Origin of the sequence: Spirosoma oryzae (genome assembly GCF_003002825.1) — a bacterium.
Classification (GTDB): Bacteria; Bacteroidota; Bacteroidia; order Cytophagales; family Spirosomataceae; genus Spirosoma; species Spirosoma oryzae.
This window is the reverse complement of record NZ_PVTE01000021.1, coordinates 83,004-97,077: the sequence shown is the minus strand read 5'-3', so window position 1 is coordinate 97,077 and position 14,074 is coordinate 83,004. Positions and strand designations below refer to the sequence as shown.

Annotated in this window: 11 protein-coding genes and 1 rRNA gene; 5 read left to right on the top strand and 7 right to left on the bottom strand. The window is 52.9% G+C overall.

Features of this window, described 5'->3' with window-relative positions; genetic code table 11:
- Positions 1–81, bottom strand: a 16S ribosomal RNA gene (locus CLV58_RS21000); the annotation flags it as partial.
- Between the two features lie 737 nt (positions 82–818).
- On the opposite strand from CLV58_RS21000, the gene CLV58_RS20995 reads away from it, so the two are divergent.
- Entirely contained in the window at positions 819–2,039 is a 1,221-nt protein-coding gene (locus CLV58_RS20995) for an exonuclease SbcCD subunit D C-terminal domain-containing protein (protein WP_245882401.1), read from the top strand.
- 14 nt (positions 2,040–2,053) lie between these two features.
- Positions 2,054–5,134 (top strand): AAA family ATPase, encoded by a 3,081-nt coding sequence (locus CLV58_RS20990; RefSeq protein ID WP_106139801.1) that lies wholly within the window; start codon positions 2,054–2,056, stop codon positions 5,132–5,134.
- An 85-nt stretch (positions 5,135–5,219) separates the two neighbouring features.
- On the opposite strand, the gene CLV58_RS20985 is transcribed toward CLV58_RS20990, so the two are convergent.
- From CLV58_RS20985 to CLV58_RS20975, 3 genes are all read right to left on the bottom strand, one after another.
- Complete coding sequence (locus tag CLV58_RS20985; protein WP_106139800.1) at positions 5,220–6,032, bottom strand: enoyl-ACP reductase FabI; 813 nt, start codon at positions 6,030–6,032, stop codon at positions 5,220–5,222.
- A gap of 69 nt (positions 6,033–6,101) precedes the next feature.
- Positions 6,102–7,109, bottom strand: a complete 1,008-nt coding sequence (locus tag CLV58_RS20980) for an alpha/beta hydrolase (RefSeq protein WP_106139799.1) — start codon at positions 7,107–7,109, stop codon at positions 6,102–6,104.
- Positions 7,106–8,482, bottom strand: coding sequence for a methyltransferase RsmF C-terminal domain-like protein (locus CLV58_RS20975; protein ID WP_106139798.1), 1,377 nt, complete (start codon positions 8,480–8,482; stop codon positions 7,106–7,108). The genes CLV58_RS20980 and CLV58_RS20975 overlap by 4 nt, the downstream gene beginning before the upstream one ends.
- A 95-nt stretch (positions 8,483–8,577) precedes the next feature.
- Between CLV58_RS20975 and CLV58_RS20970 the strand changes: the two genes are divergently transcribed.
- Both CLV58_RS20970 and CLV58_RS20965 read left to right on the top strand, forming a co-directional pair.
- Positions 8,578–9,087, top strand: coding sequence for a KdsC family phosphatase (locus CLV58_RS20970; RefSeq protein WP_106139797.1), 510 nt, complete (start codon positions 8,578–8,580; stop codon positions 9,085–9,087).
- Positions 9,088–9,100: 13 nt separating this feature from the next.
- Entirely contained in the window at positions 9,101–10,168 is a 1,068-nt protein-coding gene (locus CLV58_RS20965; protein WP_106139796.1) for an isoaspartyl peptidase/L-asparaginase family protein, read from the top strand.
- A gap of 83 nt (positions 10,169–10,251) precedes the next feature.
- On the opposite strand, the gene CLV58_RS20960 is transcribed toward CLV58_RS20965, so the two are convergent.
- Entirely contained in the window at positions 10,252–11,073 is an 822-nt protein-coding gene (locus CLV58_RS20960) for an aminotransferase class IV (protein ID WP_106139795.1), read from the bottom strand.
- Between the two features lie 37 nt (positions 11,074–11,110).
- On the opposite strand from CLV58_RS20960, the gene CLV58_RS20955 reads away from it, so the two are divergent.
- Positions 11,111–11,728 (top strand): Uma2 family endonuclease, encoded by a 618-nt coding sequence (locus tag CLV58_RS20955; RefSeq protein WP_146141495.1) that lies wholly within the window; start codon positions 11,111–11,113, stop codon positions 11,726–11,728.
- A 16-nt stretch (positions 11,729–11,744) separates the two neighbouring features.
- Here the strand turns inward: CLV58_RS20955 and CLV58_RS28135 are convergent, their stop codons facing one another.
- Complete coding sequence (locus CLV58_RS28135; protein ID WP_146141494.1) at positions 11,745–11,996, bottom strand: hypothetical protein; 252 nt, start codon at positions 11,994–11,996, stop codon at positions 11,745–11,747.
- Positions 11,997–12,403: 407 nt separating this feature from the next.
- Positions 12,404–14,071 carry an energy-dependent translational throttle protein EttA gene (ettA, locus tag CLV58_RS20950; RefSeq protein ID WP_106139793.1) on the bottom strand — a complete coding sequence of 556 codons (1,668 nt, stop codon included), beginning with the start codon at positions 14,069–14,071 and terminating at the stop codon, positions 12,404–12,406.
- Positions 14,072–14,074: the final 3 nt, after the last annotated feature.

Here is a 14,074-nt window from a genome sequence, read left to right as displayed (position 1 = left end):
TGGTATTGCTACCCGCTCGACTTGCATGTATTAGGCCTGCCGCTAGCGTTCATCCTGAGCCAGGATCAAACTCTCCATCGTAAATATTGTGTGATGAGCGAACTCATCTGTCTTGTTCAACCGATGCACGAAAGGCATCGGGCCAAGTGTTTATTGTGCTGCCGAGTTGTCAAAGAACTGAGCGCCCGACCCGTTGGTCAAAGCGTGGTTGAGAAGTCGTGAAACAAAGCGTTTCGTTGTTCTCGATTTGGGATTGCAAAGGTACTACATTTGCTGGTGTCGTGTCAAGCATTTTGCCAAATTTATTTTTCGATCCGTTTGGCGACTGTTTGACCGTTAACCGACTGACTGGCAAGGGGTTAAGCTTGTTTTGTCAGCTGCGTTCCTGTATTTGGGAGTGCAAAGGTAGTGACTTTGTTTTTCGATGTCAAGTAAAAGTTCAAATTTATTTTCGGAGCCTGGTGGGCTGACCGTCGATGCGTCTGGACTTTTATGTTGTTCAACCCGCTGATAGTGAGTGATTTACTCGTTGATCAGTGGGCTGTTCCCGTCGTTTGGGAGTGCAAAGGTAGGGCGAAAAAGCGACCCTTGTCAAGCCCTGTTCCAAAAAAAGTTGGATAAGCCAGCCTAACAAAACGATAAGTGACTGATTAACTACCCATTACCCATCCATAAATTTTTCAAACTTTTTCGCTTGTTACGCGATACCCTCCTCAGAATGGCCAGTTTCCCCCTACAACGGGCCATCTTTCCGGCTTTCCGTTGATCGCTTCCCGTAGTAATAAGGTATATTGCGTAGTGTAAATGGAAAGCGTGTAGTGGCAAATTCAGTACGAATATTACATACGGCCGATTGGCATTTGGGCAAACGGCTCTATCGGCATGAGCTGTTAGATGACCACGAGCTATTTCTTGACTGGCTGATTGACATTGTCGAGCAGCGACAAATCGACGTATTGCTGGTTGCGGGTGATGTTTTTGACTCGACGAATCCGAATGATGGGTCTATGCAACTGTACTATCAGTTTCTAACCCGTCTGATGCCTCTAAACTGTCAAGTGATCATTACGGGTGGGAACCATGATTCGTCGAGTAAGCTCAACGCGCCACGGGATCTGCTTCGTCACCTCAACATTCATGTGGTTGGTTGCACGAGTGGTGATTGCTTACAAGAAGTCATTCGCTTGCATCATAACTCGACTGACTTAATTATTGGTGCTGTTCCTTTCCTGCGTGATGGTGACCTGCGTCGGTCTATCGCTGGTCAATCATACGACGACCGTATTGATGCGATTCGGATGGGTATTCGTACGCACTACGGCAAGCTGGCAGATCATTGCAACGAATTATATAAGGGTGTGCCGGTGCTGGCGATGGGACACTTATATGTACATGGGGCTTCTGTGTCGGAGAGTGAACGGGAAATTCACGCTGTAGGGGGTCAGGCTGCGTTTGCTTCGGAGCATTTCCCGGCGGGCTTCGATTATGTTGCACTAGGTCACATTCACGTTCCTCAACGTGTCGGGTCTGGTGATTCCATTCGGTATAGTGGCTCACCCATTCCGCTTAGCTTTGGCGAACGTGACAATCAGCATCAGGTGCTGGAAGTACTGCTCGAAGATGGTGTATTGACTAGCATAGCCCCTATTCTCGTTCCCCGTTTCCGTACGCTGCGTCAGGTGACCGGTACGCTGGATGACGTTCGGGAGAAGCTATCAGCGCTTGAATCGGCGGGTACGCTGCCAATGCTGGTGGAAATACTCGTAGAAGAAGAGCGTGAAAGCCTGGCAACCCGCATTCATTTTGAGCAATTGCCGCGTGATTTTACCGAAGCACCCTTCCGTATTGCGAAAGCGCGGCTAACCTTCCGTAATAAGCTTCAGGGACTGGACTCGCTGTATGCGATTGACACACAGCTTCAGGATCTTTCGTATCTGGACGTTTTTGACCGCCGGCTGGAGGCATCGACCATCGACGATTCGCTCCGGGCAACCCTGATTGATACTTACAAAGAATTATACCAGTTGGTCGAGCACTGACTACCGACCGCTCTATGAAAATTCGTCAGATCCGCTTCAAGAACATCAACTCGTTTTACGGCGAACACCCGCCGATTGTATTCACCGACGGCGTTCTGGGCAAAACGGGCCTGTTTATTATCTCCGGGTCGACCGGCGCGGGAAAATCGACTCTGCTGGACGTGATGACGCTGGCCCTGTTCAACCGGGTACCCCGTATTATGGACCACGATGGTCGGGGCTTATCGAAAGATCGTTTGCTGGCTGAAGGGTTAATCATTAATCAACGGTCGGCCATCGAGCCAAAGACCGATGCCTACGCCGAAGTTGAGTACGAGCTGAATGGGCAAGCGTACCGGTCGCGCTGGTCGATCAACAAAAACCGCAACGGTAACTGGAACGACTACGAAATGGAAGTCGCCGAGTTACCAGATGGCAAGCTACTCACCGAGAAAAAACGCGAGGTACCGGGTTTCAACACCACCAAGATTGGCCTGACCTATGAGCAGTTCATTCGGTCGATGGTGCTGGCGCAGGGGGCGTTCGACAAGTTTCTGCGAGCCTCGGCCGGGGAGCGTAGTAAGTTGCTTGAGCAGATCACCGGTACGGACATCTACCGGCGACTTAGTCAGCGGGCGCACGCGCAGAACAAGCTATACGAAGAAAGCCTTCGCGAGAAGCAGCAAGCCGTCGAACTGGTGCAGCTGCTTACTACAGATCAGCTAAACGAACTCAAGGCGACAAAACAGTCAATCGATGCACGCCTGACGACTCTAACCAACGAACTGATCGTCTACCGGGACGAAGCCAAGCGGGTCGAACAGCAGGAAGTACTTGAACAGGATATCGCCCGGCTGACCAGGAAACAGCAGGACATCGCCGATAGACAACTTTGCTTTGCGCCCAACGCCGAACGACTCGAACGGCACAGCCACGTTGCTGACCTTACCGAATTATTTAGCGATCTGGGCCACGCCGAAAGCACAGTACAGGGAGCCCAAGCCGAGCATCAAGGTGCCGAACAGGCAATCATTACTTTGCGCAACGGGCTGGAGGCTGTTCTGACAACAGCGCGCCAGCTAACGCAGCAGCCAACCCTGACGGAGTATACTCTACCGGCTATGATCACCAGTTTCCGGGACCGGGTATTGTCGTTGACCCAGCAGATCGATCAGGAGCGGAAAAACGCCAATGTACCGCAGCAACGCCTGTCGCACACCATCAAGCAGGCAACCGACAAATGGTTTAAATCGCTGCGGCTCGACAATCCGATTGCAATGGATGAGCAGGTCAGCGAGCGAAAACGGTTGATCGGGGAGCGGCTGGTAAAACTCGAAGAGGAGTATGCGATCCTGGAAACCCCTGAACACGTTCAGCACGAGATCGAACGGATTATCGATCAGGAAAAAAAGCTGGAGCGGCTGATTCAACTACAGAAAGACCAGCAGAAGCGATTGGCGGAAGGACTGAATCTGAAGAAGCAAGTCGATGAATACCAACAGACGATTGACGACCAACGACCGGCGCTTGATAAGCTTCTCGACGAACTGAGCGTACTGGAGGCAAAACAAAAGGAACTGGATGCGCAGAAGATCAAACTGGCGCGGGAGGCCAATCTGGACGAGTTACGGAAAAGTCTGGTAGCCGGAGAAGCCTGTCCGCTTTGTGGCGCAACACACCACCCGTACGCGCACCAATACATTCAGCGATCGGGATTGATCGAAGTCGAAATTCAGCTCGTACAGGCTGATGTGAAAACAAAACGGACTGCCAGTGAGCAATTAAACAAAGCGATCATTCAGGCAGAGTCGACACAGAAGAGTCTCGATAAGCAACGGCTCACCCTGCGTGATGAATACAAAGACAATCGATACACAATCGCTCAGGAACTGACTGCACTGGACCTCGATGAGAACATGCAGCCGGAGTTTCTGACCAGTCAGCAACAGCACATACACGTACAGCGGGAGGATCTAACGACCTTGCTTTCGCTGTGGGAACAGGACAAGGTACTGCGGCAACTTACTAACGATCTAGCCGATCTTCACATAACGCAACATCAGATAGAACGACTGACAGAGGAGCGTGATCAGTTGTTTACGGGTAACGATGTCAAAGCCGTATGTGATCAGTTGATAAACCGGTTCACTACGGTTCGGTCTGATTTATCAATACAGGAAGAACTACGACAAAAAGCCAGCACGGCGCTGGCAACCAGTAAACAGCGGGTTACCGAGCTTCACGGTCAGCTTCAACCCATGCTGCAAAGCCGGGGGCTGACCGACGTACAGACAGCGCGGCAACAACTACTCGATTCAACCACACTTCGCCGATTGCAGGACGAAAAACAGCACCTCGCCGACGAAGCAACACAACTGACGACCAAACGCACGGATGCCGATCAGCGCCGACAAACGCTGCTGAAAGACCGCCAAACCGAACTGCCATCTGATCAGATACGGCAACTCATCAATGAACGCGATAAGGAATTACGGCAGCAGACGGAGCAACTCGGCAAGATCAAACAGGCGCTCGACACCGACGCGACGGAACATAAGCGGCACAAAACCCTGCTTGGCGAGTTGAAAAAGCTGGATGAGGCAGCCATGCCCTGGCGTGAACTGAACCGGCTCATTGGTAGTGCCCGGGGGGATGAGTACAGTCGTTTTGCCCAGGGGCTTACCCTGTCGCAATTGATCGGCCTGGCCAACCGACGCCTGCGCGACCTGTCGGACCGGTATCTGATTCTGAAACCACGCGATGGGCAAGACGAACTCTTTGTGCTGGATCAGTATCAGGGCGGGGCAGAACGTACGGTGACCAGCCTGTCGGGGGGCGAAACGTTCACGCTTAGTCTGGGGCTCGCATTGGCCCTATCCGATCTGGCGTCCCAGAATATTCAGATCGACAGTCTGTTCATTGACGAAGGTTTCGGTACGCTGGACCCGGAGTCGCTGGACATGGCAGTAGCGATGCTCGAAAAACTTCAGCAGGACAGTCAGAAAACGATCGGTATCATTTCGCACCGCCACGAGATCAAGGAGCGCATCAGTGTACAGATTCAGATCGAGAAAGGAAACGACGGCAACAGCCGGGTCGCGATTGTCGAACTGTAGCCTGCATTCATAAAAAGAGCGAGTCCGGAAACAGTGTGTTTCCGGACTCGCTCTTCGTTTATAGACGCTGTACATCAGCGACTCATTACATTTTCAGCATCTCCATCAGTTCTTCCGATACACCGGTCATCGAGAAACCGCCGTCGTGGAAGAGGTTCTGCATCGTCACCATGCGGGTGTAATCCGAGAAAAGCGTCATTACGTAATCAGCACATTGATCGGCCGTTGCGTTGCCAAGCGGAGCCATTTTCTCCGCGAACTCGTAGAACCGATCGAAACCACCGATGCCACCACCTGCCGTCGTTGGCGTCGGCGACTGCGATACGGTGTTGACGCGTACGTTCCGGAATTTACCATAGTGATAGCCGAAGCTGCGGGCAATCGACTCCAGCGCAGCTTTTGCATCGGCCATGTCACCGTAGAACGAGAACGTCCGCTGTGCTGCCATGTACGTCAGCGCGACGATCGACCCCCATTCGTTGATCGCGTCAAGCTTGTAGGCCGTCTGCATCATTTTGTGGAACGACATCGCCGAAATATCAACGCTCTGCTTGTACCAGTCGTAATTCAGATCGGTGTACGGTTTGCCTTTCCGGATGTTAGGGCTCATGCCGATCGAGTGCAGCACGAAGTCGACCTTACCGCCCAGTACGTCCTGCGATTTGGTGAACAGGTTTTCCAGGTCTTCCGTCGAGGTAGCGTCGGCGGGAATGATCTCCGCTTCGCACTGCTCGGCCAGTTGCTTGATAGCCCCCATCCGCATAGCGATAGGCGCATTGGTCAGCGTAAACGTAGCGCCTTCTTCCTTTGCTTTCAGGGCCACTTTCCACGCAATTGATTTCTCGTCGAGGGCACCCGAGATGATGCCGCGTTTTCCTTTCAGTAATCCGTAAGCCATACCTTGCTCTTGCACAATTTATCCGGCAAAGATGCCGCTTTTTTGAGGAAAGTCACGCCATCCGTCTGATTACTGTGCGTTTACGACAGGCAGGTGCAGCACGCGCTCGATAAATCCAGCCGTTGCCCGGTAGACGCCCGCCACATCATCCGACGTAAAATGGGACGCAATGACGTGGTGATTCGCGTTCGGCATAGCCACTTTTTCCTTCTGACTGGCGGGCGTTCCCAGTTCGTCGAACATCGTCAGCATCGCCGGTACCGACACCGTTGGGTCCTGATTGGCCTCGTCGCGGTAGTAATACGCCATAAACAGCGGCTGCTTCACTTTGGCGAACTGTTCGGGCGTCATCCATTCGTCGAGCATGGTTTGCAGTGTAACCAGCCCGTTCGTGTGGTAGGTTGTCAGCCAATGCTGCGCGCGGTCGGGTTTGTAGGTATCGATAACGACATGATCGTCCGGAAACACTTGCCGCATGATCTGTGCGCCCCACGGCTTCGTGGCCAGTTTCAGCGCCGGATTTCGCGTGGCAATACAAGGCGAATACAGAATCAGTCCGGCAATTTCGGGGTGATGAGCGGCCAGATACAGCGACAGCATGCCGCCAGCCGAGGTACCGATCACAACGACGTTTTCGCCCAGTGCTTTCCCGACCGCCAGTGCTCGTTCTGCCGATTCCGCGTAACAGGCCGGCGCCATCCCTTTCAATGCGTCGGGGGAGTTCAGCCCGTGTTCACAGGTACGAGCCAGGTATAGATTACCGCCGAAGCGATGGGCAAGCTGCCGATGAACGGGATCACCCTCGGCCCAGCTAGCCGTAAAGCCGGGGATATAGACGAAGCTGTAGGGCGTTTTCTGCTTCTTCGTACTGTCGGCCCAGACGATGCGAGCTTCATTGTCGGGGCGCAGGTTTGCTTTTTGCTCCGACTCCGCCAGTTCACGCTCCAGTTCGACCAGATCTGTTTTCATAGCGATACGCGTGTTCTTGATCGAATCGAAATGCGTCCTCGGCCCGGCTACATATCCGACGGCCAGCACGGCCAGTACCAGCCCGGCAATCAGCAGTATGCGTTTCATATGTATTCGCGAATGTCCATACGGATGCGCCAGTCTTTGGGCAGGTAATTGTTGACCCGCTGCCCGACGCCTTTCATCCAGCCTAGATTCAGTCCGCCGAAACGGGCCAGTTGCCAACCCTTCACCGGTTGATCGAGTACCAGATTTTCCTTCTTGAAATACCGGAGTGCCTCTTCCAGACTCAGTTCGACACCCGGTAAATCAGACCGGATAGCCGTACTGAGGGCTAAGGTATGTGACGGTATGAAATCGGTTCCTTTGAATTGGCCCAGCTCAATACCGAACCCTTTGCTGTGAATGGCGCTGTCGAGAAACAGAAAGGTCTTTTCCAGTGCCGTCGGCAGGGCCATCACGTCGCCATTGGGCTTTTCCCAGTACGAAAAGGCCTTTGGGTGTTGAAGCCAGGCCGATACCGAAGCCGTTTCGCGCGGACGCAGGGCCCGGATACTTCGAAACGTCCGGGCGTTGAGCTTAACGGCAGCCGTGAAGCTTGTCTTTTCGAACACGCTGATAAAAAAGCCTTCGCCTTTCACCCGGTGCGGGTAACACTGATAGCCTACTGCGCCATCCACGCGTTTTTCTACGATTTGCCAGTCGGCGGGTAAGTCGAGTGGTCTGTTTTTAAAGCCGTTGGTGGCCAGATACCGCATGTTGTCGTCATTCTCCTGCGTATTATAGGTACAGGTGCTGTAGATGAGCAGCCCACCCGTATCGAGCAGCGGAGCAGCAGCGGCCAGGATGCGCTTTTGCCGGGCCGCGCACAGGTCGACGTTAGCTTCCGACCACTCGTCGACGGCTTCGGGATCTTTCCGAAACAAGCCTTCACCCGAGCAGGGCGCGTCGACCAAAATAATGTCGAAATAGCCCGACAGATTCGTCAGGTCCTCCGGGTCATGATTGCTAACAACCACGTTTGGGTAGCCCCACTTGTCGATGTTTTGCCGCAGCACCGACACCCGGCTACGAATTACTTCATTGCAAATCAGCAGGCTGTCGGGCGTCAGCATCGACGCCAGCAACGTGCTTTTTCCGCCGGGTGCTCCGCAGAGGTCGAGTACCCGCAGCGGACGAGCGAGATTCGCCGTCTGTCGAATGGTTTCGCTGAGCAACATCGACGACGCTTCCTGCACGTAATAGCCCCCCGCCTGAAACAGGGGATCAACGGTGAAGTTGGGCCGTTCGGGCAGGTAGAAGCCTTCGGGACACCAGGGTACCCGGTCCAGGTTGGTTGTATCGAGGGCTTGTTTTCTCGGATTGACACGAATGCTTACCGGTGTCGGACTGGCTAACGCATCAACGAAGAGCGGAAAATCTGCGCCCAGTTGTGCGTTCATCTGGTTGGCAAACGCGGGGGGCAGTGTCAGTGTATTCATTAAACAAATGTACTGAAATAGGGTAGTCTTTTGGATGACAGCGCACATGATGCCGGCTGGTTCATTGTATCACCTTGCTACCTATCTTTGTTTTTATGCCTGTATCTATTGACCGTTTCGCGCAAATCAAAACCTTTATTTTCGACGTCGATGGCGTTTTTACCGACGGGCGCGTTTACCTCCCGGAGTCGGGCGACACCTATCGAACCTTCAACATAAAAGACAGCTATGCCATTGCGCACGCGATCAAAGCAGGCTATCGGGTCGGTATTGTTTCCTCGGCCAACTCCGAGGGTGTCCGTAAGTGGTTGATGACATTGGGGGTGAACGACATTTTCATGGGTGGCCCCGACGGGCAGAAGCTGAACGCCTACCTCGGCTACATTAGCCGCGACAAACTCAACGAAGCCGAAATCGTATACATGGGCGACGACCTGCCCGATCTGCCAATCCTGCAACGCGATCTACTCAGCAGCTGCCCGGCCGACGCATCGCCCGAACTCATCGCCATCTGTCAGTACATCTCTCCACGCAACGGGGGCGATGGTGCCGTTCGGGATCTGATCGAGCGGGTCATGCGGGCGCAGAACACCTGGACCACCTAACCAAATCTACCTGATGAAAACACTACTCCTTACGGCGCTCCTCAGCGCAGCAGCTTTTATGACACAGGCGCAGGACCACGGTCCAATCACGTTGGTGATTCATGGCGGAGCCGGTACGATTACCCGGCAAAACATGACGCCTGAGAAAGAAAAGGCGTACCGGACGGTGCTGAATCAGGCGCTGCAAACGGGCTACGCTATCCTGAAAAAAGGTGGCAGCAGCATGGACGCCGTCGAAGCGACAATTCGGGTGATGGAAGATTCGCCCTTGTTCAATGCGGGCAAAGGGGCAGTGTTCACCCATGAGGGAAAGAACGAGATGGACGCGGCCGTGATGGACGGTAAAACACTGAAAGCGGGCTCCATCGCGGGCGTTACCACGATTCGGAATCCAATCAGCACGGCCCGGCGGGTGATGGATAAGTCGGAACACGTGATGATGATCGGCCCCGGTGCGGAAGCGTTTGCCAAAGCCCAGGGCATGACGATTGTCGACCCGTCGTATTTCTATACGGAAGCACGTTGGCAGGGTTTACAGAAAGCCCTGAAAGAAGAAACAGTCGAGCTGGACCACAATGAGAAACCGGCAAAGTCCAAGGCTAAACCCGACACAACCCGCAAAACCGGCTCACTGCTCGATGAGCAGATTTTTACGGAAGGTAAGAAATTTGGCACGGTCGGCTGCGTCGCGCTCGATCAGGCCGGAAATCTGGCAGCGGGTACATCGACGGGTGGTATGACTAACAAACGATACGGCCGGGTAGGCGATGCGCCCATCATTGGCGCGGGTACCTATGCCAACAACGCCACCTGCGCGGTATCGGCAACGGGCCACGGCGAATACTTTATCCGGTCGGTGGTCGGTTACGATATTTCGGCCCTGATGGAATACAAAGGTTTATCGGTTCAACAGGCTGCCGACGAAGTCGTGATGAAAAAACTGGTCGAACGTGGGGGCGAAGGGGGCGTTATTGCCCTGGACCGAAAAGGAAACATAGCCATGCCATTCAATTCAGCGGGCATGTATCGCGGCTACATCAAAGCCGACGGCAGCAGCGCGGTGATGATTTATAAGGATTGAGAAGAAAGAGAAAAGACGTAAGAAGAAAGACTGGTTTGCGTCAGCATCTTTCTTCTTACGTCTTTTCTCTTTCTTCTACACCATCACCAATTCGCGATCAGCTCATCGAACTGTTCCAGCAGGAACTTCGCTTTCGGACCTACCTTCCCATCGCCAATGGTCAAGTCGCCGACCTGCGTGATGGGTAATACTTTTTTGGTCGAACTGGTTGTAAACGCTTCCTCAGCGTCGTACAGGTCAGACAGCAGAACCGGCCGCTCGACAACGTCGAAATCACGTTGCGCCAGTTGAATGACGGTTCGACGGGTGATGCCGTACAGTATGTTTCGGTTTGGTGTAATCAGCTGATTCCCTTTTATCAGAAAGAAGTTACTTCGGCTGAGTTCACTGATTTCGCCCCCTTTCTGGTACAGCACGTCCGATGCCCCGGCAGCCCGAATCGCCTGCGCCAGCAGAATAACCCGTTTGTAATCGGTGCTTTTTACTTCAGCCATTTCCCGGACATATTCATCCAGTATAACCTTTATTCCCTGCTCGTACTGAACGACCGGGGTTGCATGAATCGACTCCGTCAAGATGAGCAGGTTCGGCTTTTCGATACTGATGCTATCGGACGAGTAGCCACCAGTCAGAATAAAGCGTACACCAACGTCGAGCCCTCCGCTCTGCTCGATCAATTCCAGTACGATGGCATAGGTTTCTGCTTTGGTTAGCGGCAAGGGTAGATGCATGCGCATCGCTGAGTTCTGAAACCGTTCCCAATACCAGTCCCACTGAAACGGCCGGCCGTTGTACGTCAGGAAATAATCAAACAGACCATAGCCGCGCAATAGACTCAGGTCGGTCACGCCAACAGCCAATTGGTCTGTCGGCGCAATAGTCCCATTGAAATAACCGTAATGCATAAAACCTTATCTTTACTAAGCAACAAAGGTAAATCAAATGAACGTATCCTCCCGGACAGTAGGGCAGCGCACAGTCCCCACTCGTAAGATACCCGAATCGTTGCTTTATGAATTGATTGACGGTGTGCCTTATTACTACCGTGGCTACAAAGCCGTACTATCCCGCCAGAAGACAAAGGAAGAAATCATGGGAGCCAGCGCACTTCAGTCGGCTATCGTTTCGCTGCTTGTTCACGCATTATACCGGTTTCTGCCCTTCGATGACTATCTGATCGCCACCAACGAACCGGGTCTGCACATAGCCCCCGGCAACAATCTGTCAAACGACATTGCTGTTTTCGATCAGGCCAGCTTGCCTGTCCCACTCGACGAAAAATATTTCTCCGTTCCGCCCCGGCTTGTCGTTGAAGTCGACGTAAAAATTGAACTGCCGACCAACGTTAGCGAGACGGAATACGTTTACGACAAGACGCAGAAAATGCTTGATTTTGGCGTTCAGCACGTAGTCTGGATTCTCACAAAAACACGTCGAATACTACAAGCCCAGCCTGATAAGCCATGGACACTGGTCAGTTGGACAGATACGGTTGAGCTTATGCCGGGTTGCTCAGTCCATCTTATGACGCTACTGCGGTCTAAAGGGGCAATTCTGTGAATGTAGCGTCAACGCACTATAATAATGAATAATGTTGTTCAATCCACTTGTTAGCAACAAACTCACAAAAGTCACCTACAACACCTCGCCGGGCGATACGTGATGGAGAGCGCACCCGTCTTACATTGATTTCTCTTTCCGGGTGCTGGTGTATCCAAGAAAAAGTATCATGAAAACAATTTTCCCAGAAAGTATCTGTGGTCTGACGAGTGACAACAATCTGCTTTATACTCTCATGCCGCTCAAGAATTTCAGGAACGTTATTCAAAGTTGGTTGAAAATGAATTAGATCGTCGTCACGAAACTTACAGATCGCATTCTTGTGTGTTGGGTTGCATTCATCTGCACCATCAAAGAGACGTATTATATCAGTTACCGCCAAGTTGTGACGCCGGCAAAAGTCAACCCATGTATCCCTATCTGCATTTATTAAAGATTGCTCTCCATATATATGTGGTAGGATACACCAGAATGCATTCCGACTAACGCGTCCATAAAACCACTGCGCGTAGTTGTTATCGCAAGACTTCCAATCTGGATTAAATGTCCCTACAAATAGAGTTTTGACTTCCCAATCAACGTAATCTAGCTGCAAGTCATTGATGAATCTATGTGGACAAGGCATGTTTTGAGCAACAGGAGGCCGAACCATGAGATTCGGCCTCTTTTTAGGTTTTACACCAGCTTCTTGTACTTGATCCGGGTTGGGGTAGCATCACTGCCGAGCCGTTTGCGCCGGTTTTCTTCGTATTCGGAGAAGTTGCCTTCGAACCAGTATACCTGTGATTCCCCTTCAAACGCCAGGATATGCGTGGCAATACGGTCGAGGAACCAGCGATCGTGGCTGATGACAACCGCACAGCCAGCGAAATTTTCCAGTCCTTCTTCCAGCGCCCGCAGCGTATTCACGTCCAGGTCGTTGGTCGGCTCATCAAGCAGAAGCAGGTTGGCCCCTTCTTTCAGCGTCATCGCCAGGTGAACCCGGTTGCGCTCGCCACCCGACAGCGTACCGATTTTCTTTTCCTGATCGGCACCGGCGAAGTTGAACCGACTCACGTAAGCGCGGGCATTCGACTGCTTACCGCCCATCATGATCCACTCATTACCGCCCGAAATGGTTTCGTACACGGTCTTGTTGGGGTCCAGTCCATCGTGCTCCTGATCGACATATGCGACCTGTACTGTTTCGCCCACGGCAAAGCTACCCGCGTCGGGTTTATCGCGACCAGTGATGAGTTTAAACAGGGTGGTTTTACCAGCACCGTTGGGTCCGATAACGCCGACAATACCGCCCTGCGGCAGGCGGAAGCCAAGGTGTTCGAACAGCAGCCGGTCGCCGTACGCTTTTGCAACATCGTCGGCTTCGATTACTTTGGCTCCTAGTCGCGGCCCGGCCGGGATAAAGATTTCCAGCTTCTCATCGCGCTGTTTGGCGTCTTCGCTAAGCAGTTTTTCGTAGGCACCCAGCCGCGCTTTCGATTTCGCCTGCCGGGCTTTGGGGGCCATACGTACCCACTCCAGTTCGCGCTGCAATGTCTTCTGCCGCTTCGACTCCGTCTTTTCCTCCTTGGCTAGCCGCTGCTGCTTCTGATCGAGCCACGACGAATAATTTCCTTTCCAGGGGATACCTTCACCCCGATCTAGTTCGAGAATCCAGCCCGCTACGTTATCGAGGAAGTAGCGATCGTGGGTTACAGCGATAACTGTACCCGTGTACTGACGCAGGTGTTCTTCCAGCCACAGTACCGACTCCGCGTCGAGGTGGTTGGTCGGTTCGTCGAGCAGCAGGACGTCGGGTTGTTGCAGCAGCAGGCGACACAGAGCCACCCGCCGTTTTTCACCACCCGACAGGTTGTCGATGATCGCGTCGGCGGGGGGACAACGCAATGCATCCATCGCCCGCTCCAGCTTTTGGTCCAGTTCCCAGGCGTTGTGGTGGTCCAGTTTCTCCTGTACCTCACCCTGCCGGGCCAGCAGTTTGTCGAAATCAGCGTCGGGATCACCGAAGGCTTCATTGATCTCATCAAACTCTTTCAGCAGCGCTACGACTTCCTGTACGCCTTCTTCAACAACTTCACGGACGGTCTTCCCCGCCGTAAACTGCGGCTCCTGTTCCAGCATACCCACTGAGTAGCCGGGCGAGAAAACAACCTCCCCCGTATAACTCTTATCAATACCGGCAATGATGCGGAGCAACGTCGATTTACCCGATCCGTTTAGACCCAGTACGCCAATTTTGGCACCATAAAAAAAGGACAGATAGATGTTCTTTAGGATTTGTCGGTTTGGCGGAATAGTTTTACTGACGCCCGCCATCGAGAAAATTATGGTTTCCTGACTCATTAA

What these genes read in the sequence shown, in the direction of transcription:
- CLV58_RS20955 (WP_146141495.1), top strand. Translation starts at nt 11,111, where the DNA reads ATGAACGTATCCTCCCGGACAGTAGGGCAGCGCACAGTCCCCACTCGT.
- CLV58_RS20975 (WP_106139798.1), bottom strand. Translation starts at nt 8,482, where the DNA reads ATGAATACACTGACACTGCCCCCCGCGTTTGCCAACCAGATGAACGCA.
- CLV58_RS20985 (WP_106139800.1), bottom strand. Translation starts at nt 6,032, where the DNA reads ATGGCTTACGGATTACTGAAAGGAAAACGCGGCATCATCTCGGGTGCC.
- ettA (WP_106139793.1), bottom strand. Translation starts at nt 14,071, where the DNA reads ATGAGTCAGGAAACCATAATTTTCTCGATGGCGGGCGTCAGTAAAACT.
- CLV58_RS20965 (WP_106139796.1), top strand. Translation starts at nt 9,101, where the DNA reads ATGAAAACACTACTCCTTACGGCGCTCCTCAGCGCAGCAGCTTTTATG.
- CLV58_RS20970 (WP_106139797.1), top strand. Translation starts at nt 8,578, where the DNA reads ATGCCTGTATCTATTGACCGTTTCGCGCAAATCAAAACCTTTATTTTC.
- CLV58_RS20980 (WP_106139799.1), bottom strand. Translation starts at nt 7,109, where the DNA reads ATGAAACGCATACTGCTGATTGCCGGGCTGGTACTGGCCGTGCTGGCC.
- CLV58_RS20960 (WP_106139795.1), bottom strand. Translation starts at nt 11,073, where the DNA reads ATGCATTACGGTTATTTCAATGGGACTATTGCGCCGACAGACCAATTG.
- CLV58_RS20990 (WP_106139801.1), top strand. Translation starts at nt 2,054, where the DNA reads ATGAAAATTCGTCAGATCCGCTTCAAGAACATCAACTCGTTTTACGGC.